Raw genomic sequence first — 22971 nt, forward strand, 5'->3', positions numbered from 1 at the left:
CACGGAAGACCCACGTAATACGCAGTTATCAGGGCTCAATCCGGTGCAGATGCCTCACCACAGACCACCAGGCGCCCAGCCAGCCGAGCAGCATAGCGCCCAGCAACAGCACCAGTGCAGCGCCTGCAGAAAGAGGCAGCAAGCGATACTCGGAGCCATAGAGTGCAGCGAGATCTTCTACAGGCCCGCTCACCAGAGCCCAACCGATTGCCAGCAGTATCCACGATACCAGGCCACCGACCATGCCAAACCAGAGGCCGGTATACAGGAACGGCCTGCGAACCCAGGCATTCGTCGCCCCCACCAGTTTGGTCACACGAATCTCATCAACCCGCGCTGCGATCGACAGGCGAATAGTATTACCGACCACCAACAGGATACCGAGTGCGAGTAAGGCTCCCATCACCCAGACAATCCGCTCACTCAGAGCCAGCAGCGCATGCAGGCGATCAAGCCAGGCGGTGTCCAGCTCCACGCTATCAACGCGGGATTCGCTCCGCAGCGTATCCGCCAGTGCAATCACGTCCTGCTGCGGCAGAGCAAGCTCAGGCTCCACCACAATCACGCCCGGCAAAGGATTCTCGGGCAGCAGGTCCAGCGCTTCGCCCAGCCCTGAGCTGGCGCGGAACTCCGCAAGTGCCTCATCCGCGCTGATAAAACGTACATCGGCGACACCGTCCATGCTTTCAATTCTGCTCAACAACTGTTGCGCCTGATCATTCTGAACAGCGGTTTTCAGATAAACGCTCATGCTGCCTGACGCCTGGAAGCGGTTACTCAACTGGCTGAGGTTATCCAGCGTCATCCACATGGCGCCGGGCAGAGTCAGTGAAATCGCGATAACCAACCAGGTCATGATGCTGCCCAGCGGTTTCGTCAGCAATCGCATCAGGGTTTCAACAGCCACCAGCTGGTGTTGCTGGGCCCAGCCATTAAGACGGTCTTTAAGACTGATTTTGTGTGTTGAGGCGCCTGCCTGAGGTTTGCGGGGCGCATTCGCTGTCTGGCGTTTTGGAGAATCAGGTGCGGACATGGTCACCCCGCTCAAAACCAGCGCGCGGACCGCTGTCGTGAAGAGTGCCGTGATCCAGAATCAGGCGCCGATGGCCCATCCGCTCAATCAGGGCGATATCGTGCGTTGCAATCAACACGGTGACGCCCACCTGCTGAAAACGCAGAAAGAGCTTCATGATTTCTTCAGAAAGCTCAGGATCAAGGTTACCGGTCGGCTCATCCGCCAGCAGCAACTGGGGTTTATTGACCACAGCGCGGGCGATACCAACCCGCTGCTGTTCACCACCAGACAGTTCAATCGGGTTGCGACGCTCAAAGCCGAGCAACCCCACTGAGTCGAGGGCGGCACGAACCCGGCGTGCGGCTTCGGCAGGTTGATAACCCGCAATTAGAAGAGGCATGGCAACGTTATCGTAAACAGTGCGATCGAACAGTAGCTGGTGATTCTGAAACACCACCCCCACCTTACGACGTAGAAAAGGCACCTGAGAGCTCTTCATGGTGTTGACGCAATCACCGTCAACGAACACCTGACCTTCTGATGGACGCTCCATCTGCAACATCAGTTTGAGCAAGGTACTTTTACCGGCGCCACTGTGCCCGGTCAGAAATGCGAACTCACCGCGCGCCAGTTCGAAACTGACCTTGCTCAGAGCTTCTTTACCGCCGGGGTAGCTTTTACTGACCCCATCGAAGCGTACCATTGGCATAGAAAAATCCGTCAGTCGTCGCTGATCCGGAACAGCGCCCGGGTAAAGTCATCCGCATTAAACGGACGCAGGTCTTCGATTTTCTCACCGACACCGATGTAACGCACCGGCAGGCCAAACTGCTTCGCCAGTGCGAAGATGATGCCGCCTTTTGCTGTACCATCGAGTTTGGTCAACGTCAGGCCGGTGACGCCCACCGATTGTAGGAAGGTTTTGGTCTGGTTAATCGCGTTCTGGCCGGTACCCGCATCCAGAACCAGCATCACTTCATGCGGCGCGGTGTCGTCGATCTTTTTCATAACACGAACGACTTTCTCCAGCTCCTGCATCAGGTTGTCTTTGTTGTGCAGACGACCGGCCGTATCGGCAATCAGGATATCGACGCCCCGGGACGTCGCTGCCTGCACGGCATCAAACAGCACAGACGCTGAGTCCGCACCGGTATGCTGGGCGACTACGGGCACATTATTGCGCTCACCCCAGACCTGAAGTTGCTCTACTGCAGCAGCACGGAAAGTGTCACCCGCCGCCAGCATGACGCTCTTGCCGCGCGCCTGAAACTGCTTCGCAAGCTTGCCAATCGTCGTCGTTTTCCCCACACCATTGATTCCGACCATCAGAATCACGTACGGCTTTTTGCTACTGTCGATCACCAGTGGCTTCTGCGACACCGCGAGCATGTCCTGAAGCTCTTCGATCAGAGCCTCGTACAATGCGTCTGAATCACGCAACTCTTTACGACCCACACGCTTGGTAAGACGGTCGATAATTTCGGTCGTCGCTTCGACACCTACGTCGGCCATGATGAGCTGGGTTTCCAGATCTTCCATCATGTCGTCGTCGATTTCTTTTTTGCCCAGCAGCAGAGTCGAGAGGCCATCGGTCAGGTTAGAGCGTGTCTTGCTCAGGCCTGCCGCCATGCGCCCGAAGAAGCCTTTCTTCTCGTCTTTGGCTTTTTCAGGCACCGGTACCATTACGTCCGGGTCGACTACGTCTTCTGGCTCGGCAGCCAGATCATCAGCCGCAATCTGCGATGCTGCAACGTCTGCTTTGATTTCAGGCTCAGATGGCGCTGCTGTTTCCTGGGGTGCTTCTTTCTTCGAGGGCTCTTCTTTTTCCGGAACAGCCTCTGTCACTGGCTCTGGAACGGGCTCCACAGCCTTCTGAAGGATCTCCTCAGTTTCACTGACCGGAGCATCCGATTGAACCAGCGGCGCCTCCGGTACCAGATTGGCAGCCTCGGAAGCTTCCGCTACATCATTCGTTTCTTCTACCTGTTGGGGTGCCTGCTGGTCTGCAGGCTGAGCATTCTCAGGGCTTTTCTTCTTACGTTTAAAAAAATCAAACATCGGCGTCTCTGAATCTGATCAGTCAGGATGGGCGCATGTGCGCTGATGGGGTGCTATCCTAACACTATGAGTTGTTTACAGGGAGTTCTCCTTAGATGTTCCATGGATTAAGCCGTCGCACCCTGAATGCTCTTATCATCGGCTGCCTCCTTATCATCACGGTCATCAATCTGAGTTTTACCACCAGTGAAGACTCCCCCCTCGAACCTTTAGACGCCCCACCGCTGGCAGATACCGGCTGGCACCTGTGGCATAGCAATAAAGGTGTCCCTGTCTACTGGCAGGCCACGGCATCATCCAGTCTGCAGATATCCATTACCGGCGAAGATCACTACGCATTCAGGACTCAGGTTCCCGCGAGTGAGTGGGCGTCTCATCTCGCAACCCAAATCACCCCAATAGCAGCACCGCGTCCTGCAGGACTCGCTCTGCAAGGCCCGCTGACCGACGTTGAAATGCAGCAGGCTGCTTCGTTTCTTATTCAGAAACTTTCTCTGACAACACCCGACACGCCTGAGAAAGAAACCTCTGCTTGTCAGCAAGCACATGCAGCAGGCGCTTTATGGTGGAACCGGGAGCGCGGCGCGGGCGTAGCACAACCCGCCGCTTCGGGGAGCAAACCTGCCCCAAGCAGAGAAGCATGGGCAAGCTTCCGGGAGAACGAAATTAAACGCCTGCGGCGCGAGTGGCTGAACCCGGTTTCGGCCATCGACATTGCTGCAGAACTTGCCTACCATCAGCGGTCTGAGGAGTATTTTCTCCAACTGTATCAGGCACTTGCCGTATCGCAACGCACTGAACCAGAAGCGTTTGCGCAGTGTCTTACAGAAGCGAATTCATCTGCACCACGGAGCTCTGAGTGAGCCGACAATCTCATCACCAATTACGCATTATCGGTGGCCAGTGGCGTTCTCGCCGACTGCGCTTTCCCGCAATTGATGGCCTGCGCCCTACCATGGACCGTGTTCGCGAGACCGTGTTTAACTGGCTGCAATCTGATATTGAGGGGGCTCGGGTACTCGACGCGTTTGCTGGCAGTGGAGCGCTTGGGTTTGAAGCGCTTTCCAGAGGCGCAAAAGAGGTCATTTTCCTTGAAAAGCACGCGAAGGCTGCGTTTCAACTGAAAGACAATCTCAAGCAGCTTGACGCCCGCAATGCCCAGGTCTGGGCCGGAGATGCCCTGATGTGGCTTGACCAGAACCCAGAGCCCTACGATCTGGTGTTTCTCGATCCACCGTTCGGCAAAGATCTGCTACAACCTGCATTAAACAAACTGACGCTGTTACCGGGCGCTCTGGTATACATCGAACACGAAGCCAGCCTCGAGCCTGAATTTCCTGCTCACTGGGAAGAACTGAAGAACAAGGGCACGAAAGAATTCGTGTTCCGCCTGTTTGAGGTTGGCGAGACGGCCTGACTCCCACTCAGGGTAAAGTGATGACCGCCTCTGCACCGCCACCGGCGGCATTGTGCAGGTCGAGAGTGGCTGGTTTCGCCGGTGTAGAATGATGAGCGACGATCAGTTCGGTGAAATACAAGCCCATGCCTGTTCCGCCTTCTTTGTCGCTGTCGCCGCTACCGTCAAGAACATCATCCGGGTATCCCGGACCGTCGTCGCTGACGCGCATCAGGAGTCCGGAGCCTTGCTCCTGGGCCGACACAGAGATGGTCTCCGCGCCCGCCTGAGCACTGTTGTTCAGCAGATTCGTTAACGCCATCTGCATCAGCGAATCGTTGTAATACCCCTGACAGTCAGGATCAATTTCAACATGCACTTCAACATCTGGCCAATGCACCTTAAAACACTCAATCGCGTGTTTTACAGTATCTGCCGGCCAAGCATCATCTGCCGGGAAATTTCCGCGCTCCTGCAGCCGGTATAGCGTCACCAGCTGCATCGCATCCTGATGAACCCGGCGACTGCGAGCAAATACGGGATAGAGCTTATCCCGATATTCTTCTGGCATATCCCTCATGGCCTTTTCACCCTCCAGCAGCACAGAGTGCAGCTGATTCTTAAGGTCATGAATAATCGCACCGGCAAGATCTTTCAGGTTCATACTCTCCCCTCCCCTAAAGGCCCGCCGATCGACGTAGCCGCTCACAGGTTTCTTTCAATCGTTGGTAGCGATCATGCCTGTCATCAAAATGGCCAACACTGCCTATACGGCGAAGTAAACGGTAACAATCTTTGAGCTGACCAACATCCAACTCTTCGTTTTCGATGTAACTGACTTTTGCCTGAATCGCATTGAGGAGCACACTGATCCCCGCCTCTTCAAACCGGGTCGCCTGATCAAATGCTGCAATCGCTTCTTTGAGCTCCCCGCGCTCATAGTGAGCCACGCCTTTCTCGTTTAACTCGGCTGATTTCTCGCGCGCATTGATGTTGGACAGGCGCTCCTCGATTGCACCCAACCGTTGCAACAACTTACTGGCGACTCCCTGATCCTTCATGGTCTGAACCATGTTAACCGCTTTTTCAGACTGGCCGGTATCGATATACACCTCAGTCATCGTCAGTTGCTGTTCGCCCGTGGGTTCTTTTATGCGTGCCAGTATGCCTTCGGCTTTATCTGCACTACTCCGGGCTTTGTTGTCATCCTCAACCGCCTGATAGGTGCGACTCTCTGCGATCGTCGCATCAAAGACTACACCCATGTTGCCGGAGAACTCCTGTTTCATCTCATCAAGAGCCCGTAACGCTTTACTACACAACAAACGGTTCTCTTTGGTCTGCTCGGCATCAAGATTATGCTGCGCTGCCTCAACGAACTGTTGATATGTCGAAGAACTTTTATAGCAGGAGTAACGCGCCAGTCTCATGGCCTGCTCGAAGGCGTCCTGAGCGACGGTATAGCTCTCATTGGTCAACGCCAGCTGGCCTAACTCAAGCTGCCGAAATACAGCACGGGGAGAAATTTTTACCGCCGCCTCAAGCGCCTGTTGAGCTTCTTCGCCCTTGCCCAGGCCCACGAGTATTTTCGCCAACCAGTCATGACACTGAACATACAAGGGATGGTCGAGAAGAGTTGCCCGAATCAGGGATACGGCCTGATCAGTGTCGCCGAGAAAATGGAAGCACACTGCCTGACCGAGCCGGGCCCAGGACGCCGGGCGACTTTCCAGAACCCGAGTGTAAGCTTCAAGCGCATCCTCATAGCGTTCCTGCTTCAGGCACAACTTACCTTGCAACCGGGAAACGGGCAGTAACAGGCGAGGGTGCTCGACCCTGATCTGGTCTGCGACTTCAATGGCCCAGTCGATCTGCCCCTGATCAATGGCTCTGTTCATCGGCAACAGAATTGTCTTAAGACTACTCAGGCGATACAGGCGCTCTCGCAGAATACTGAGCGTAAATGGTTTGGTGACGTAAGCATCCGGATCGTATTCGAGTGCACCCATGACCCGATCAACGGCATTTTCGCCGGTGATCATAACGAAAGAGGCCGTCGCGCGCAGGCGGTTAGTGTAACGGGCTTCTTCTAATATCTGCTGGCCGTCTTTGCCTTTGCCAAGGTTGTAGTCCGATAATACAAGATCAAAATCGTGCTCCATGATGTACTCAACGGCTTCACGTCCATCGGTTGCACTGTATACATCATCAGCCCCCAGTACCGTCAGCATACTTTTCAGTGCGCTGCGCGCCTCGACGAGATCGTCAACAATGAGAATCTTCTGTCCTTGCAGGTTAAAGCTGGCTTCCGTCATAACGATGACAATCCCGACTGCGACTAATTGGTTATCTTGCTGAAGTTTGGTTTCCCCATATCCTGCGGGGATCATTTAAGCTTAGCAGAGGCTCAGAAAGTGACCGCCAATGGCGTAGGTTGTACACTTTGGCCACTCTGATGAAGGTGAGAAATGTGAATAATCTGATTGGCTACCTGATGATTGGCGCGGTCAAGCTTATGGGGCTTGTGTCGTTGCCAACCGCTCAACGTATCGGTCGTCTGTTAGGGAAACGACTGGCATCAAAGCGGACCCGATCACGCGAAGTTGCCCGGGTGAACCTGGCGATGTGCTTTGCTGATAAAAGCGAGGATTACCGTGAGACCCTGCTCTACGACACGCTTATTCAGAACGGCATGACAGGCGGCGAGATGGGGCCCATGTGGGGCTACTCGCATGAAAAACTGCTGACAATGGTCCGGAAGGTCCACAATCAGGAACTGTTAGAGCAAAAGCTCGCAGATAAACGCGGCCTGTTATTTATGTCTCCGCACCTTGGCAATTGGGAGATCGTCAGTGCCTGGCTGGCCACCTTAACGTCGGCGACTATTATGTATCGGCCCGCAAAGGTTAAGAATTTCAGCGATTGGATGGTCTCCCGCCGGGAGGCCGTCGGTGCGGAACTGGTACCGACGACGGGTGGCGGCGTGAAGGCGTTATTCGCCACTCTTAATGCGGGTAAGGTCGTTGGCTTTCTGCCAGATCAGGAGCCCAAGCGTGAGCGGGGCGTATTCGCACCTTTTATGGGGGTTGAAACCCTGACACCAACACTGCCGCATCAGATGATCCGCGAAACCGGCTGTCAGGTGATTTATGCGTTCGGCGAACGCCTACCCAATGCCGAAGGCTTCGATATTCATTTATTCGACGCCCTGCCGGAGCAGTTTGATCCAGACCCCGTAATATCCGCAACGGCAATGAATCAGTCTATCGAGAACTGCGTGCGTCTATGCCCGGCTCAATATCAGTGGACCTATAAACGCTTTAAGCGCCGCCCGAATGACGGAATTAACCCCTATAAAATCGCGAAGGTACCTTGATGCGCAGAACGAACTAAGGACAGACAGAAAGATCGAGATGTAGGACAGGAATAACAGGGCCGCTATAAATCAGCGGCCCTGCTTGTTTCAGGCATGCGCTATTTCAGTTGCGATTCAGGAAGCGTGAAACATAGTAGTCAACGCTGGTATAGCGGCCACCGCCGGTAAACAACAAGGTCAGCAACATAACAAAATAGGTTGCTGCGAACTCAATACCGTTGTTAAGGACAACGAGGGAGCCACGCCCGGTAAGCCAGCTGTAGTTTCCATGCTCCTGCAGGATACCTTTTGCCCGCTCGAGACGTTCCGCCGATTCCAGCACACGCTCATTGGCCAGCCACGAACTACTGTCTGCAATGGCTAGCCAGCCATATTCCAGATGCACCGTCAGGGCCGCGACGACCATGGTCGCCATCAGCGGGATACTGACCAACCGCACTGCAATGCCCGGTATCAGCAGTGCACCGCCCACCAGCTCGGTGCCTGCTGCCAGCACAACCATCAGCTCAGGGAATGGCAACCCAAGGCCCCAGTCAGCGTTACCAAACCATGCCACTGTACTGTCGAACGACTGGAATTTCGTCCAACCCGCCTGCATCATCACTGGCGCCAGATAAAGCCGAAGCAACAGAGGTGCAAGACCATCGAGATGCAGGATCCGCTGAAGTACAGCGTTATAGTGTTGAGTCATTGTTCTGAGCATCGGTCAGCCTTTTTCTGCCAGAGGACTCTTATTTAGAGCCGCCGCATTTGCCTTCGCCGCACTTACCTTCAGATTCAGACTTGGCACCGCCACACTTGCCTTCGCCGCACTTACCTTCGGCTTCAGACTTAGCACCGCATTTGCCTTCACCGCACTTGCCTTCAGATTCAGACTTAGCACCGCATTTGCCTTCGCCACACTTACCTTCAGTAGATTTTTCTGCATGGTGGCCCGCAACCTGATAACCAGATTCCAGCGACTGTGATGCAAATGGATTTTCAGCAGCACTGACTGTGGCCGAAGCGGCACCAAGAAGCATTGCAGCAGATAAAGTTGTCATGGTCTTTTTCATTTTGATTTCTCTCTGATTAATAAATTAGCAGCGGTTCTGCCGCACATAGAGTAAGTCGCACCTGCCGACACTTTTCTTACAGGAACAGAAATTATTTTTTACCGGACGCAGGCCCAGCGTCTTTTTCTTCCTGAATCAAGGTTCTTAGCGAGCCCAGCTGACGACCAAATTCGCGGCAGCCGGAACACATTGCGGTGTGCACTTTCAGGTTCATTTTTTCGGGGAAGGTTAAAGTGCGGTCCTGCCCTTCGGATAACAAACGGGTAGCTTGCTCACAGCTCAACATAGTCAGGCCTCCCTCTCGAACCAATGATCAGATAAACATGCCCGCAACTTCAGGCGTGCACGGTGCAGAAGAACGTGAAGGTTACTCGTCGACACTTCAAGCGAGGCGCAGATTTCTGCGGAATCCAGCTCAATAAATTCACGCATCATAAACACCCTTGCCTGCTCTGCGGGCAGTGCCTCAAGACAGATATCAAACACCTGCCAGAACTGAGTGTTATCAGCCAGTTCATGCGTGTCACCCCAGCGCCTGGGGGTCGCTCCCGCCTGCCAATGCCCACGTCCATCAAAGAGTTCGTCGTCGTCCGTGCTGCATTCCTTACAGGCTTCGCGCACCGGTTCCCGGTATTGCCCACGTAGTACATCCGCAATTTTTCTTCGCAGAATAGAGAAAACCCAGGTTTTCAGAGTCGATTGGCGGGAAAAAGAAGAGGCATTTTTCAACGCACCGGCCAGAGCTTCCTGCACCGCATCCTCGGCCAGATGCTCATCATCGAGCTGCAGTCGCGCAAAACTGAGCATCTGCTTGCGCAGACTTTCTATATCTTCGTCACGAAAGGTCACGTGCAACTGGTTTTCTGCTGCCATTGCTGAGATCCTAGAAGTAGTCGTATATGACTATACCAAAAGATCCCGATAAGAGTTCGCGAAAAGATTCGCCCTGACAACCTATGCTAGCGACTGACCGCAAACATCAGCTATCCCGAACATCACCTGCGCTGGTGATGATGCTGCTTGTGCTGATGTTGCAGAATCTCGCTCCTTTTAATGAAGTGACGGATGTCTTTGCTGCCGATCCCAACGCCTCAGACATTGCCCATCATGATGCCGCCCACCATAGCGATCATGAGCATCAGGACCATACAGCAGAGGACGCTTGCCCGGAAACTGGTCACGCAGGTTGTCACAGCCACCAACACACAACTCCTACCACGCTGCCTCAGCGCTGGTCGGTACCACAACTGAGTAGTGTGACTATTAAACAGTCCGGCCCTTTTGTCCGGCCACCGCACTCTCCCGTCACTGGGATCTGTCGCCCTCCGATTGCCTGAATAGCTGAACGATAACGCCACTCGTTGCCGGGCTGCCTTATGGCTGCCCGACAGATCAGCTATTCAGGAAATTTTATGAAATCACCAATAACACGCGGTGCTGTGGGCCTGATTGTGAGCCTCAGTACCTTGTGGTCAGTGCCATCTCAGGCCCTGACCCTCGATGAAACCATTCAGCGCACGCAAGCGGCGCACCCACAATTCAGAGCGTATTCGGCCCTTAAGCGTGCCAGCAAGGCCAATGTCGATACGCAGGCGTTAGCTCCGCCGCTTATTCTCAGTGGCGAGGCCGACAACCTTATCGGTAATGGCAGCTACCAACAGGCAGCACAGGCTGAGTACATCCTCGCCCTGTCGTCGGTTATCGAACTGGGCGGGCAGCGCAGAGCCCGCCGCCAACAGGCACTATCGGCCTACGAACTCACAGAAGCTCAGAGTAAGTCCCGGACCTTATCGTTACTGAGCGATGTTACCCGCGCCTACATAGCGGCGCTTGCCTCGCAGGAAAGGCTCAGGATTGCAGAAGTAAGCCTGCGCCTGAATAGACAGGCGCTGGCGGTCGTTGAAAAACGCCACCAGCGCGGCGCCGCTCCGATGAACGATCAACTTCGCGCTGAAGCGGCACTGGAGCGCTCAGCCTCTGCCGTAGCGCAGGCCCGCCTACAGCTGGATAACGATATTTACCGACTCACAAGCTATTGGATGACACCCGGGGAGCCCCGCGGAGAGCTCGGCTTGACAGGCAACCTGTTCGATCTGAGTACCCCGCCCGGTCAGTTTCCTCAGCTGCTGAGCGCTGTTGATGATGCGCTGGTCCTGGAGATGTATGCCAGCAAAGCACGGCTGGCAGAAGCCGACTCGACACTGGTACAGGCCCAGAATGCCGGCAGCGTAGAGTGGCGGGTCGGCGTTACTCACTTTGCAGAGAGTCGCGATGAGGCTCTGAGCGCGGCCGCCAGCATCCCTCTTTTCAGCGGTCGTCGCGGATCATCCGCAGCCACTTCAGCCCGCCAGCGTGCCGTCGCGAGTGAATATGAATACCAGGCCCATAAACGAGAAGTAACCCAAAGACTTCACACCGCCTGGAGCGCCTTGCAGCAACACTCCGCCAGCGTGATTACCTACCAACAAAAAATCATCCCATTACTTAAACGAGCCATGGATGAGGTCGGGCAGGGATACGCCCAGGGTCGTTACCGCTATCAGGACTGGCATATCGCTCGGGAAGAACTGATTGAGGCTGAGCGCCAGCTGATCAGCAGTGCCAGCGCCGCTCTGATCAGCCGCACCCTGATAGAAGAATTAACCGCCCGGGCAGTAAGTAACCAGACAACACAGGACACCCCACAATGATGTATCGACCACACTCTCTGGCTATCTGCCTGCTGCTTAGCCTGTCTTTAACAGTACACGCATCTGGCGATCATGAGCACGAAGAAGGCCACGGGCATAGCCATGAACAACAGCATAGTCATGACCAAGAGCATGAGCATGAGCATGAGCATGAGCATGAGCATGATAATAGTAGCGAGACGACGAAGATCTCTGCTGCGATGGCCACCGCAAACGGCATCATAACGGCGGTTGCATCGTCTGGTGCTGTAAACGAAACACTCCCCATCTTCGCGACTCTGGTAGTACCGCCTCAACAGGAGATCCAGCTCAGCGGGCGCTTTCCCGGCCTGATTACCGATGTCCGGGTCGCCCCCGGCGATAGCGTTAAGAAAGGGCAAACACTGGCCACCATCGAAAGCAATGAAAGCCTGAGTCGCTATGAGGTCAGATCACCGATTTCAGGCGTTATCAGCGACAGCCATGCGGCGTCAGGCAACCTGGCGAGCAGCGAACCCTTATTTGTGATCGTTGACCTGTCCGGGCTCTGGCTGGAAATCCCAGTACACCCATCTCAAAGGACTCAGGTTGCAGCTGGACAGCCAGTAACTCTGCCTGCCCACAATATCTCGACACAGATCGATTCCATTGCCCCTCCCGCTCATGGCCGGCCCTACTGGCGAGCGCGGGCTAAGGTGTCCAACTCACATGACGACCTGACGCCGGGCGAGGTGACACTTGTTCACATCACAACCGCCGAAACCGTCGCGCAGGTAAGAGTCGAGAATCGTGCTCTGCAAACCCACGAAGGCAATACCGTGGTGTTTGTACATCACGACGGCGAGTACCAGGCACGCCCGGTTACCACCGGCGCCAGTGACGAGAAGTTCACCGAAATAACGGCCGGGCTGAATCCGGGCGAAGAATACGTGACCGACAACAGCTACCTGATAAAAGCAGACATCGGAAAATCCGGTGCTGCCCATCAGCACTAAGGAGGTCACATGCTGAATGCCATAATACGGCTGGCAGTGGAGCGACGCTTCATGATGCTGGCCTCCAGCCTGGTTCTGATTGCCGCCGGACTCTGGAGTTATCGCTATTTACCCATTGATGCTGTACCGGACATCACCAACGTTCAGGTTCAGATTAATACGGAAGCTACCGGATACTCGCCTCTGGAAGCCGAGCAACGGGTGACGTTTCCGGTAGAAACTGCGCTCTACGGCTTGCCACAACTCGAATATACGCGCTCTTTATCGCGCTACGGCCTGTCACAGGTGACGGTCGTCTTCAAAGACGGCACTGATATCTATCACGCACGAAATCTGATTGATCAGCGACTGGGCCAAATCAGCGACGCCCTACCTGAAGGTCTGAAGCCGGTGATGGGGCCAATCAGTACCGGACTGGGTGAAATCTTCAGTTATACCGTCACGGCCGACAGCGATGCTCGTCAGCCGGATGGCAGCCCGTACGATGCAATGGCTTTGCGTACCGTGCAGGACTGGATAATACGCCCGCAACTGGCTCAGGTTGCGGGCGTCGCCGAGATCAATACCAGCGGTGGCTTCGAAGAGCAGATTCATATCCGCCCTGACCCAGCCTTGTTACTGCAACACCAGATCACGGTGCCTCAGCTGGTCTCCGCGATCAGGCGCAACAACAGCAATCGTGGCGCAGGCTATATCGAAGTCCATGGGGAACAACAGCTGGTAAGAGCCGTCGGTCAACTGAAGTCGATAGAAGATATCCGCGATACCGTGGTGGCTCGCAACGGTACGGCCATTGTGCGCATCCGGGACCTTGCTGAGGTCACTCAGGGCGAAGAGTTACGCACAGGCGCGGCGACACGCGGTGGCTCAGAAACCGTACTGGGCAGTGCCATGATGCTGATGGGGGAAAACCCGAAAGAGGTTGCGGAAGCGCTTAAACGCCGCCTGCAAGATATCGCAACCAGTCTCCCCGATGGCGTGACGACCGAAGTCGTTTACAACCGCACAGACCTGGTGGGCAAGACGCTGGCGACGGTACAGACCAACCTACTTGAAGGCGCTTTGTTGGTTATTTTTGTTTTGTTCATCATGTTGCGCAATCTGCGTGCAGCACTGATTACCGCCGCGGTTATCCCTCTGGCGATGCTGGCAACAATCACCGGCATGGTTCAGGCCGGCGTATCTGCCAACCTCATGAGTCTGGGCGCTCTGGACTTCGGCCTGATCGTTGATGGCGCTGTCATCATCGTCGAAAACTGCGTGAGGCGCCTGAGCGCCAGCGGGTCAGCCCTGACCTTGCGCGAGCGTCTTGAACTGGTGTACTCAGCAACCGCAGAGGTGATGAAACCCAGCCTGTTCGGCGTCGCCATCATCACTCTGGTGTATATCCCCATCTTCAGCCTCACCGGCATCGAAGGAAAGATGTTTCATCCGATGGCAGCGACCGTGGTGATCGCCCTGCTCTCCGCCATGATCATCAGTATCACGCTGGTGCCTGCCGCTATCGCTGTGTTTCTGAGGAACGGGACAGGCGTTCATCATACCGAGCCATCTGGCGCGTCGTCTGTCGAATCAAAGCGATACGGCTACCAGTCACTTTATGAGCGACTTCTGCGCACTGCCTTGCGGGCTCCTGTGATCTTGATCGGCTCTGCCGCCCTGCTTATCGTTGGCGCCGTGATTCTCAGCACTCGCCTCGGTTCAGAATTCATTCCTCAGCTGGATGAAGGGGATATTGCACTCCATGCCTTGCGTATTCCCGGCACCTCTCTACAACAGTCGTTAGATATGCAGGTATTACTTGAGGAGCGCCTTCTTACCTTCCCTGAAGTTAAGACTGTTTTCTCCCGGCTTGGCACACCGGAGATCGCGACCGACCCTATGCCGCCCAATGTCGCGGATACCTTCATCATCCTCAAGCCCAAGGCACAATGGCCGGACCCGGAGCGGCATAAAGCGGATCTGGTAGAGCAGATTGAAGCCAGCGTGCGGGAACTCCCGGGTAATAACTATGAATTCACTCAGCCCATCCAGATGCGCTTCAACGAACTGATCTCTGGAGTACGCGCCGACCTTGGCGTCAAAGTGTTCGGTGATGACCTGAGCCAGCTTCTTACTGCAGCGAATGAGGTTGCTGCCCTGCTTAACTCAGTGGACGGTAGCGCCGATGTCCGGGTCGAGCAGGTCACAGGGCTACCCGTGCTGACACTTCATCCAAACCACCAGAAATTGGCGGCCTATGGTTTGACGGTCGATGATATTCAGTCTCTGCTATCGACGGCTGTCGGCGGACAGCAAGCGGGGCTGATCTATCGTGGGGACCAACGCATTCCCCTGGTCGTCAGGTTTCCCGAGCCTCTGCGCGAGAATGCAGACCTGATCAAAGCGCTTCCTATACCGCTCGCTGATGGCGGATTTGTGCCTCTGAGCGAAGTCGCGGATGTCGTTCTCGCGCCAGCTCCGGCACAAATCAGTCGCGAAAACGGCAAGCGTCGCATCGTCGTCAGTGCCAATGTGCGTGGTCGTGATCTCGGCAGTTTCGTCAAAGAGGTCCGGCAGAAAGCGGCCTCAGAGGTGAGTTTACCCAGCGGTTACTGGCTGGAATACGGCGGCACTTTCGAGCAACTCCAGTCAGCCGAAGCAAGGCTGCGCTGGGTGGTACCAGCCACTCTGGCGCTTATCCTGTTCGTGCTGATCTCGGCGTTCGGGAATCTGCGCGGTGCCTTAATTATCTTCAGCGGTGTACCACTGGCCCTGACCGGCGGAATATTCCTGCTGTGGTTGAGAGGAATGCCTATGTCTATCTCAGCGGCCGTGGGCTTTATCGCACTGTCCGGAATCTCGGTACTGAACGGCCTCGTCATGCTGACCTTCATTCGCCAACTGCGTGATCAGGGCGTCGCTTTGCGCGACGCTGTCATTCAGGGCGCGACCATGCGTTTGCGCCCGGTATTGATGACAGCTCTGGTTGCGGGGCTTGGCTTCGTACCGATGGCTTTAAATACGGGTATTGGCGCAGAAGTACAACGGCCACTCGCCACTGTGGTGATCGGCGGCATTATCTCGGCAACCACATTAACCTTGTTTGTTGTGCCTGTGCTCTACTTCTGGCTTCACAGGCGAAGTCACAACAAAGCGAGCCTCAGTCGATAGTGAAGGCTGTCAGATAAGACTCAAAATAAAAAAGGGGCCGATGGCCCCTTTTCTTTCTGTCAGCGCAGCACTTCTATCATGACTACGTTAACGCAGCAGCAGAATAGGTACTTTGCTGTGGCTGACCATATTGCGGGTATGCGAACCAACGAAGAACTGACGGATACGCGAGTGGCCGTAGGCGCCCATCACAATCAGATCGATCTGATGACGAAACTGATAGTCATTGAGAATCGACAGGACATCGCCCTCGCATTTACGAGTCACCACGTTAAAGCCAGCTTTCTCCAATCGTTGCTGTGCAGTCGTAAACTTAGCGACATGCTCTGCATCGGTGTGGTTGACCATGACCAGATGACACTCTGCTTCTTTCAGAAGTGGGCTGTCAGCGTACGCATCTAACGCACGTTCGACAGCTTCACTGCCGTCATACGCCACCATAAAGCGCGTAGGTGTACGAAAAGATACGCCCGTTGTAATCAGCACCGGACAGGATACTGAACGGAGTACCGTCTCCAACTGACTGCCCAGCGTAGCAACCGTCGGGTCCGGATGGTCTTCCCCCTGACGTCCCATTACCAGCACACGAGTATCGTCAACGAGGGACAGCACTTCCTCCGACAGACGACCGTGACGCTGCTGAACAGTGCAGTCCTGAGCACCGTGCTCTTTCGCCCGCTTTTCTGCAGACTCGAGCATGATACGACTACTTTCAATCGCCAGCTTCGCACGCTGAGCATCCAGCTCAGTGAGCTGCTCCAGCAAATGCTCGCGGCTGCCAAAACCAATGCTGCCACTAAGGTCAGCCGCATTCTTATCGACCTTCTCAAGAGTGTGCAGCAGAGTCAGTGGTTGTTGCAGGCGCTGGCTGACCCAGGAAGCGGCATCCACCACCGCCATTGCACCCGGGGAGGCATCAATACATGCCGTAATCTGTTTCATCGTTACTCCTTCTCACTCTCTTTCGACAGCGAAACCAGCGCGTGAACCTCACCGATTGTTAATGGCGGCCTGTTAGTGACCTGCCATCATTTTCTCGACTTCTTCCGGCTTATCATGAACACCGAAACGGTCGACAATCGTGGCACTGGCTTCATTCATTCCAAGCAGCTCGACCTCTGCTCCCTCGCGGCGGAACTTAATCACCACCTTATCCAGAGCAGATACTGACGTAATATCCCAGAAATGGGCATGCGTCAGATCAATAGTGACTTTAGAAGCCGCTTCGCGGAAATCGAATGACTTACTGAACGCATCCGACGACGCAAAGAACACCTGGCCAATCACCTTATAGGTGCGTTCGCCCGGTGCATCCTGCTCGCTTTTCACGACCATGAAACGGCCAATCTTGTTAGCAAAGAACAAGGATGCCAGCAGGACGCCAACGAGTACACCCAGTGCAAGGTTGTGCGTCGCAACAACCACAGAGACTGTGGCCAGCATCACAATATTGGTGGATAACGGGTGTTTCTTAAGGTTGATCACCGACTCCCAGGAGAAAGTGCCAATCGACACCATGATCATCACAGCAACCAATGCGGCCATCGGAATCTGACCGATCCACTCATCAAGGAAGACCACCATAATCAACAGGAACAGACCCGCAACAAAGGTGGATAATCGACCACGTCCTCCGGATTTCACGTTAATGATCGACTGACCGATCATTGCGCAACCTGCCATGCCGCCCAGCAAGGAAGAACCGATGTTAGCCACACCCTGCCCCTTACATTCGCGGTTTTTATCACTGTCGGTATCGGTGAGTTCGTCAACGATGGTGGCTGTCATCATCGACTCCAGCAAACCAACGGCCGCCAGAGCAGCCGAGTACGGCAGAATAATCCACAGAGTTTCCAGCGTCAGCGGTACGTCTGGCCAGAGGAAAATAGGCAAGGTATCCGGCAATTCACCCATGTCAGCCACGGTACGTACATCGATTCCAAAGTAGATCGCAACGGCTGTCATGGTAAGAATGCACACCAGCGGCGACGGGAGCCAACTGCCTACTTTAGGCACATAAGGGAACAGGTAGATGATACCCAGACCTGCGGCGGTCATGGCGTATACATGCCAGGTCACGTTCGTCAGCTCAGGCAATTGCGCCATAAAGATGAGGATCGCCAGTGCATTCACAAAACCTGTCACCACAGACCGCGACACGAAACGCATCAGGTCTCCGAGTTTTAAGAAGCCCGCCCCTATCTGAATCACACCACAGAGTAGCGAGGCCGCGAGCAGATACTGCAGACCGTGCTCTTTTACCAAGGTCACCATCAGCAGCGCCATTGCACCCGTTGCTGCCGAGATCATGCCCGGACGACCACCCACAATGGCGATGATAACCGCGATACAGAAAGACGCGTAAAGGCCGACCTTCGGGTCGACTCCGGCGATAATAGAAAAGGCAATGGCCTCAGGAATCAAAGCCAGAGCAACGACCGTGCCCGACAAGAGATCGCCGCGAACGTTTGAAAACCACTCGCGCTTCAGAGTATTCAACATAAGTAACTGCTCACTTACTATTAAGACACGCACCCGAAGAACTCAGGCGGAAAAGCCGGCATTGTACAGAGCTTGATCAGTGGGGCAACTCGCAACTAAGAAGAGACAGAGGGCCAGACACAAAAAAGCCAGCTTACCGCCCCTGGTAAGCTGGCAAAACCCACTGAGTGGAGGGTTTCAGTGGCCGTAAATTTTCAGACTGCCGCCAACCATATTGAGGTTATCGACTTTCATTGAACCGATTGAGCGTCCACCTACCTGAATGGACCCAACAGTGATATCCGCATTCATCCCGATATTATCGATTGCGAGTGCACCACCGCCCTGGGAGTTCTGGCCGCTGTATATATCTGCCTCAATCTGCGCGTTGGCACTCAATAGATTAGGGTTGTCGTCGTAGTCAGAGCGGGTCATGCGGAAGTCACGTATCGCCAGACCAAGTGCCGGCATATCAAAGTCGAGATCATCGATGCCGATCATCATTTCCAGATTCAGACGATCTGTTCCGAGTTCATCGTCGTACCCAATTTTGGCCCATAACTGGGTAAAGATGCCGTCCATCTTAAAGTTATCAATCAGAGTAAATTTGGGAGCACCATCGGCATCGCGTATTTCCCAGGCTTCTGTACGGATGCTGAAATCCACAGGTGCGGCAAAACCAACCGGGAAAAATTTAAGCGACAATTCGCCCTCTGCTGAGATATCGATATCCAACTTCAGGTCATCGAGAAGCGAGGACACATTCTGAATAAAAGGGGTACCGCCATTGGCTGCGGTATAACCTTCGACAAACAGATCATCACGGTCAGCACCACCAAGAAAGACCTCAGTAATTGCGAGAGAGCCCTCATCGGTATAAATGATTTCACCGATATCCATCTGAGCTTCCATTTCAATACTGATCCCGGACTGCCCGGAAACTGTACTCATGGCATATTCGTCAAGAGATTGCAGTTCAGCCAGTGCTGACATTGGTAGCAGGAGTGCCACCAGACTTACGGTTGGTTTTATTATCATTGTTCTTATCCCTGCGTCGTTCGCGAGAATAAGCCAGTACCGCATCCCTCTGGCTACTGTTGCAGGAACCAGAATATGCCCCGTTAAACGGCCTCGCCAGCGAGTTTAGTCAGGGTGCGCCAAAGTGACCCGATAAGATAACAAACACCTCTATATGGCCCGTTTTACTGTATTGATCTTCACCTGACACTACTCTGAGCGTCAGCTATCATCGCGGAATTACGTCTGAGGTTCTCCTTTTGCTGCTCTTACTCACGAAGATACTGGTTACGTTTCTAACGGTCGTTATGCTGGCCGTTGTCGCACGGCGCTATGGCCCCGCCTGGGCGGGCGTACTGGCCGGCTTCCCGCTGGGTAGTGCTATCACTCTCTACTTTATGGGGTTTGAACTGGGCTCTGATTTCGCAGCGGAAGGCGCGACACATACTCTGATTGGACTGACAGGCAGCCTGGCACTGGCCATCAGCTACTTATACGCAAGCCGTCGCTGGCACCGGCCAAGACACGTATTGATCCCTGCACTGCTGGCGCTCAGCGCATTTCTGACGACGGTTGCGCCGCTACAATACTGGAACGCCAACTGGTGGCAGAACGCGCTGATTATGCTGACTCTTATCGCCGCAGCAAGCCGGCTTCTCCGGTCTGTACCTGACGCCAAAGTCGCACTGAACAGCGACAACCTCTGGCAACGTCCGGCACCAGCGATTCTGTTCCGTGCGGTCATGGCTACCATCAGCGTACTCGGGATTACCGCGCTGGCGCACTGGCTTTCCCCCTCACAGGCGGGCTTATTGGCAGCGTTTCCGGTTAGTTTTTTCCCGACACTCATCGTATTGCAACTAAGCTACGGTGCGCCCGTTGTCGCCGCAACAGTCAAACAGTACCCTGAGGGTCTGGTGTCTATGGTGATTTACGTCGTCTCGGTCACTCAGATTTATCCCTTACTTGGACTGCAGCTGGGTACTGCCGCCGCACTTCTGATCGCGACCCTGTATCTGTTTGGGTATGCCCTGGTGAAGCTTCGTCTGAACCAAATACCCCGCGCTCCTAAAGGCAGCGGCAGCGTTCGCTAGTCAGCGGAGCATCAATCCCACCAGGTATATGCTGTTGACATATACTGAATCGAATATCATATTAACTGAACCAACCTTCTGTATAGTGAGGCTAGTTTTATGGCAGAAGCATCCATATTCTCGAACAACAAGAATCAAGCGATAAGAATTCCTAGAGCTCTTGAGTTTGCGGACGATGTGAAAAAGGTGAATATCTTTTCTGTCGGAAACGCACGCATCATCACTCCAGTTGGTGAGAGCTGGGATAGTTGGTTTGAAGGTTTGCGCGCTACGGATGACTTTATGTCTGAGCGTGAACAACCGAGGGAGCAATCGCGAGAGGACTTCTGATGATAAAGTATCTGCTCGATACTAATATCGTGATCTACACAATTAAAAACAAACCTGAGCAGGTCCGGGAAAGATTCAATGCACACGATGGGCAGATGGCAATATCCTCTATCACCCTGATGGAATTGTTATACGGTGCGGAAAAATCTACCAATCCCGAGCGTAATCTGAAAGTTGTCGAATCGTTTGCGAGCCGACTGGAAGTTCTGGACTTTGGCGCGCACGCTGCGCAGCACGTCGGGCAGATCCGGGCTGAACTTGCTCGTAGTGGATGTCCTATCGGCCCGTACGATCAAATGATCGCAGGGCATGCCCGCTCTCTCGGTCTTATCGTTGTGACCAATAACGAGCGTGAGTTTCAACGGGTTCCTGGTCTACGAGTAGAAAATTGGGTTTAGCTTATCAATTCATTGCCATTTACGGAGAGGAGTGTCCTTCAGAAACCTTTCAATCTCTGATGCCATAAAGTTACGGAAGTAGAAGCTGAATTCCTTCCCCTCACGTCCGTAGAAAATCAAGCAACAGTTATAACCGAGCTGACTGACAACCATTTCAACCTTGAACGCCTGCCAATCACTAAAATTCCCTCTCCATACCTGTTTTCCGCGCACAATCTGGAGGCTCTTTTGATCAACCTCAATCGATTCCCTGTGTGATTTCGGGAAGAAGCCTGAAGGTAGCCACCAGTAGGCGGTCAAAAGGAGAGCTGACACAGCTATGCAAATCTGTCCTTTCGGGTCAAACAAACTCCAGCCCTGTTCAACATAAGCTAAAGTGATAAAGAACAAGGGAACGACAGCAGCGATTGCAATGAACAAACGCTGATCACTGACACGTTGCAACCTGATCTTAGAAGGCATATCCCTGTCCCTAACTTTCAACATCAACTCCGCCAGAAACTCGGGGTAATCAGAACCAGTAAAGTGAAAATCTCCAGACGCCCGAGCAGCATGGTCAGGGCCAGAATCCACTTAGCGGTATCGGAGATATTACCGTAGTGCGCAGAGACCTCGCCAAGCCCCGGGCCGAGGTTATTGAGGCAGGAGCCAACGGCTGAGAACGCGGTGACCTGATCCAGCCCGGTCGCCATCAAAGCCAGCATCATCACCATAAAGGTGACCACATAGAGCGCGAAGAATCCCCAGACCGATTCCAGAATCCGGTCGGCTACCGGTTGCTTGCCGAGCTTAACCGGAATGATGGCATTGGGGTGAATCAGTCGATGAATCTCGCGCAGGCCCTGTTTGAATACCAACAGGATACGAATGGCTTTCATGCCACCACCGGTCGAACCCGCACAGCCACCGATGAATGCCATCATAAAGAGCAGTACAGGCAGGAATACCGGCCAGACCGAGAAGTCAGCAGTGCCGAAGCCAGCCGTCGTGGCAACCGACACCAGCTCGAATAAGCCGTAGCGAACCGCGCCACCAAAGTCATAGGTATCCGTCATCCAGAGTGCAATGACGGTCAGTAATGCACCACCAAACATGACGAACAGAAAGAACTTCACTTCGGAATCAACGAAGTAATGGCGCACGGTTTTGTACCGCCAGGCATAGAAATGCAGCGAGAAATTAAGTGCCGCCACCAGCATAAAGAACATGGCAATGGCTTCGATCAGTGCGCTGTCGAAGTGCCCCATGGACGCGTCATAGGTTGAGAAGCCCCCGATACCGACCGTCGAGAAGCTGTGCGCGATGGCATCAAAGGTGTTCATACCCGCGAGCCAGTAAGCCAGTGCGCAGGCAATGGTCAGCGACAGGTAGATGTACCAGAGCGCTTTCGCAGTCTCAGTGATACGCGGAGTAAGTTTCGAGTCTTTCAGAGGGCCCGGCATTTCAGCGCGGAACAGCTGCATGCCACCAATACCGAGCATCGGCAGAATAGCCACGGCCAGAACGATAATCCCCATGCCGCCCAGCCACTGCAGTTGCTGACGATACCAGAGGATCGATTTCGGCAGATATTCGAGGCCCGTCATCACCGTCGCACCGGTGGTTGTCCAGCCCGAGAGGGATTCGAAAAAGGCATCGGCAAAGCTCAGGCCGGGGTTTTCGGCGAGCATAAAAGGTAATGTGCCTGCCAGACCCAGCGTCAGCCAGAACAAGGCTGCGACGATAAATCCGTCTCTGGTTTTGAGTTCTTTTTTAACACCGCGAAATGGCAACCAGCTGAAGAAGCCGATCCCAAGAACGAGAGACATAGCGACGCTGAAGGCTTCGGTAGCGCCATCGTCGTACCACATGGATACAACCATAGGCGGCAGCATGGTCAGGCTGAACAACATCAGGAAGATGCCCAGTACCCGGGCAATCACAGTAAAGTGCAT

General features: G+C 54.3%; 24 protein-coding genes. 10 read left to right on the plus strand and 14 right to left on the minus strand.

What is annotated here, in order from left to right; genetic code table 11:
* Nucleotides 1-28: 28 nt before the first annotated feature.
* Genes ftsX through ftsY form a run of 3 tightly spaced genes read right to left on the minus strand, consistent with a single transcriptional unit; the run spans nucleotide 29 to nucleotide 3073 of the window.
* The gene (gene ftsX / locus B3007_RS12970) at nucleotides 29-1033 is read right to left on the minus strand and encodes a permease-like cell division protein FtsX (RefSeq protein WP_273092008.1); all 1005 of its coding nucleotides are present in this window, start codon (nucleotides 1031-1033) and stop codon (nucleotides 29-31) included.
* Nucleotides 1020-1718: a cell division ATP-binding protein FtsE gene (gene ftsE, locus B3007_RS12975; protein ID WP_273092013.1), complete on the minus strand. Its 699-nt coding sequence runs from the start codon at nucleotides 1716-1718 to the stop codon at nucleotides 1020-1022. The genes ftsX and ftsE overlap by 14 nt, the downstream gene beginning before the upstream one ends.
* A 17-nt stretch (nucleotides 1719-1735) precedes the next feature.
* Entirely contained in the window at nucleotides 1736-3073 is a 1338-nt protein-coding gene (gene ftsY, locus B3007_RS12980) for a signal recognition particle-docking protein FtsY (RefSeq protein WP_301377878.1), read from the minus strand.
* A 95-nt stretch (nucleotides 3074-3168) separates the two neighbouring features.
* Between ftsY and B3007_RS12985 the strand changes: the two genes are divergently transcribed.
* A complete protein-coding gene (locus tag B3007_RS12985; RefSeq protein WP_301377877.1) occupies nucleotides 3169-3936 on the plus strand; it encodes a hypothetical protein in 768 nt (255 codons plus the stop codon).
* Complete coding sequence (rsmD, locus tag B3007_RS12990) at nucleotides 3933-4490, plus strand: 16S rRNA (guanine(966)-N(2))-methyltransferase RsmD (RefSeq protein ID WP_068435301.1); 558 nt, start codon at nucleotides 3933-3935, stop codon at nucleotides 4488-4490. The genes B3007_RS12985 and rsmD overlap by 4 nt, the downstream gene beginning before the upstream one ends.
* 7 nt (nucleotides 4491-4497) lie before the next feature.
* On the opposite strand, the gene B3007_RS12995 is transcribed toward rsmD, so the two are convergent.
* Nucleotides 4498-5133, minus strand: coding sequence for a sensor histidine kinase (locus B3007_RS12995; protein WP_301377876.1), 636 nt, complete (start codon nucleotides 5131-5133; stop codon nucleotides 4498-4500).
* Nucleotides 5134-5146: 13 nt separating this feature from the next.
* Nucleotides 5147-6784, minus strand: coding sequence for a tetratricopeptide repeat-containing response regulator (locus B3007_RS13000; RefSeq protein ID WP_301377875.1), 1638 nt, complete (start codon nucleotides 6782-6784; stop codon nucleotides 5147-5149).
* 155 nt (nucleotides 6785-6939) lie between these two features.
* Here B3007_RS13000 and B3007_RS13005 point away from each other — a divergent pair, with 155 nt between their 5' ends.
* Nucleotides 6940-7845, plus strand: coding sequence for a lysophospholipid acyltransferase family protein (locus B3007_RS13005; protein ID WP_301377874.1), 906 nt, complete (start codon nucleotides 6940-6942; stop codon nucleotides 7843-7845).
* Nucleotides 7846-7948: 103 nt separating this feature from the next.
* Here B3007_RS13005 and B3007_RS13010 read toward each other — a convergent pair whose 3' ends face one another.
* The 4 genes from B3007_RS13010 to B3007_RS13025 all read right to left on the minus strand — a co-directional run bounded on the left by B3007_RS13010 (nucleotide 7949) and on the right by B3007_RS13025 (nucleotide 9773).
* Entirely contained in the window at nucleotides 7949-8548 is a 600-nt protein-coding gene (locus B3007_RS13010; protein ID WP_068435981.1) for a DoxX family protein, read from the minus strand.
* A gap of 28 nt (nucleotides 8549-8576) precedes the next feature.
* On the minus strand, nucleotides 8577-8888 hold the full coding sequence (locus B3007_RS13015; protein WP_301377873.1) for a hypothetical protein: 312 nt from the start codon (nucleotides 8886-8888) through the stop codon (nucleotides 8577-8579).
* Nucleotides 8889-8991: 103 nt separating this feature from the next.
* Nucleotides 8992-9186 (minus strand): zf-HC2 domain-containing protein, encoded by a 195-nt coding sequence (locus B3007_RS13020; RefSeq protein WP_273092262.1) that lies wholly within the window; start codon nucleotides 9184-9186, stop codon nucleotides 8992-8994.
* A gap of 2 nt (nucleotides 9187-9188) precedes the next feature.
* Nucleotides 9189-9773 carry a sigma-70 family RNA polymerase sigma factor gene (locus B3007_RS13025; RefSeq protein ID WP_068435975.1) on the minus strand — a complete coding sequence of 195 codons (585 nt, stop codon included), beginning with the start codon at nucleotides 9771-9773 and terminating at the stop codon, nucleotides 9189-9191.
* Nucleotides 9774-9856: 83 nt separating this feature from the next.
* Between B3007_RS13025 and B3007_RS13030 the strand changes: the two genes are divergently transcribed.
* From B3007_RS13030 to B3007_RS13045, 4 genes are all read left to right on the plus strand, one after another.
* On the plus strand, nucleotides 9857-10237 hold the full coding sequence (locus B3007_RS13030) for a hypothetical protein (RefSeq protein ID WP_297533331.1): 381 nt from the start codon (nucleotides 9857-9859) through the stop codon (nucleotides 10235-10237).
* Between the two features lie 75 nt (nucleotides 10238-10312).
* Entirely contained in the window at nucleotides 10313-11590 is a 1278-nt protein-coding gene (locus B3007_RS13035; RefSeq protein ID WP_301377872.1) for a TolC family protein, read from the plus strand.
* The gene (locus B3007_RS13040) at nucleotides 11587-12564 is read left to right on the plus strand and encodes an efflux RND transporter periplasmic adaptor subunit (RefSeq protein ID WP_301377871.1); all 978 of its coding nucleotides are present in this window, start codon (nucleotides 11587-11589) and stop codon (nucleotides 12562-12564) included. Before B3007_RS13035 ends, B3007_RS13040 begins: the two co-directional genes overlap by 4 nt.
* Before the next feature lie 9 nt (nucleotides 12565-12573).
* Nucleotides 12574-15717, plus strand: a complete 3144-nt coding sequence (locus B3007_RS13045; protein ID WP_301377870.1) for an efflux RND transporter permease subunit — start codon at nucleotides 12574-12576, stop codon at nucleotides 15715-15717.
* Between the two features lie 87 nt (nucleotides 15718-15804).
* On the opposite strand, the gene B3007_RS13050 is transcribed toward B3007_RS13045, so the two are convergent.
* The 3 genes from B3007_RS13050 to B3007_RS13060 form a co-directional block, all read right to left on the minus strand.
* Nucleotides 15805-16659 carry a universal stress protein gene (locus tag B3007_RS13050; protein ID WP_301377869.1) on the minus strand — a complete coding sequence of 285 codons (855 nt, stop codon included), beginning with the start codon at nucleotides 16657-16659 and terminating at the stop codon, nucleotides 15805-15807.
* Nucleotides 16660-16731: 72 nt separating this feature from the next.
* On the minus strand, nucleotides 16732-18219 hold the full coding sequence (locus B3007_RS13055; protein ID WP_068435962.1) for a SulP family inorganic anion transporter: 1488 nt from the start codon (nucleotides 18217-18219) through the stop codon (nucleotides 16732-16734).
* Between the two features lie 177 nt (nucleotides 18220-18396).
* The gene (locus B3007_RS13060; protein WP_076514467.1) at nucleotides 18397-19236 is read right to left on the minus strand and encodes a DUF6160 family protein; all 840 of its coding nucleotides are present in this window, start codon (nucleotides 19234-19236) and stop codon (nucleotides 18397-18399) included.
* Between the two features lie 239 nt (nucleotides 19237-19475).
* On the opposite strand from B3007_RS13060, the gene B3007_RS13065 reads away from it, so the two are divergent.
* The 3 genes from B3007_RS13065 to vapC all read left to right on the plus strand — a co-directional run bounded on the left by B3007_RS13065 (nucleotide 19476) and on the right by vapC (nucleotide 21037).
* On the plus strand, nucleotides 19476-20309 hold the full coding sequence (locus tag B3007_RS13065) for a hypothetical protein (RefSeq protein ID WP_297533327.1): 834 nt from the start codon (nucleotides 19476-19478) through the stop codon (nucleotides 20307-20309).
* A 99-nt stretch (nucleotides 20310-20408) separates the two neighbouring features.
* The gene (gene vapB, locus B3007_RS13070) at nucleotides 20409-20639 is read left to right on the plus strand and encodes a type II toxin-antitoxin system VapB family antitoxin (protein WP_297533326.1); all 231 of its coding nucleotides are present in this window, start codon (nucleotides 20409-20411) and stop codon (nucleotides 20637-20639) included.
* Complete coding sequence (vapC, locus tag B3007_RS13075) at nucleotides 20639-21037, plus strand: type II toxin-antitoxin system tRNA(fMet)-specific endonuclease VapC (protein WP_297533325.1); 399 nt, start codon at nucleotides 20639-20641, stop codon at nucleotides 21035-21037. Before vapB ends, vapC begins: the two co-directional genes overlap by 1 nt.
* A gap of 9 nt (nucleotides 21038-21046) precedes the next feature.
* On the opposite strand, the gene B3007_RS13080 is transcribed toward vapC, so the two are convergent.
* Together B3007_RS13080 and B3007_RS13085 are read right to left on the minus strand one after the other, a co-directional pair.
* A complete protein-coding gene (locus tag B3007_RS13080) occupies nucleotides 21047-21499 on the minus strand; it encodes a hypothetical protein (RefSeq protein ID WP_297533324.1) in 453 nt (150 codons plus the stop codon).
* A 23-nt stretch (nucleotides 21500-21522) separates the two neighbouring features.
* Nucleotides 21523-22971: a TrkH family potassium uptake protein gene (locus B3007_RS13085; RefSeq protein WP_068435081.1), complete on the minus strand. Its 1449-nt coding sequence runs from the start codon at nucleotides 22969-22971 to the stop codon at nucleotides 21523-21525.

Source organism: Thalassolituus sp. UBA675, assembly GCF_002297765.1.
Taxonomy (GTDB): domain Bacteria; phylum Pseudomonadota; class Gammaproteobacteria; order Pseudomonadales; family Oceanobacteraceae; genus Thalassolituus.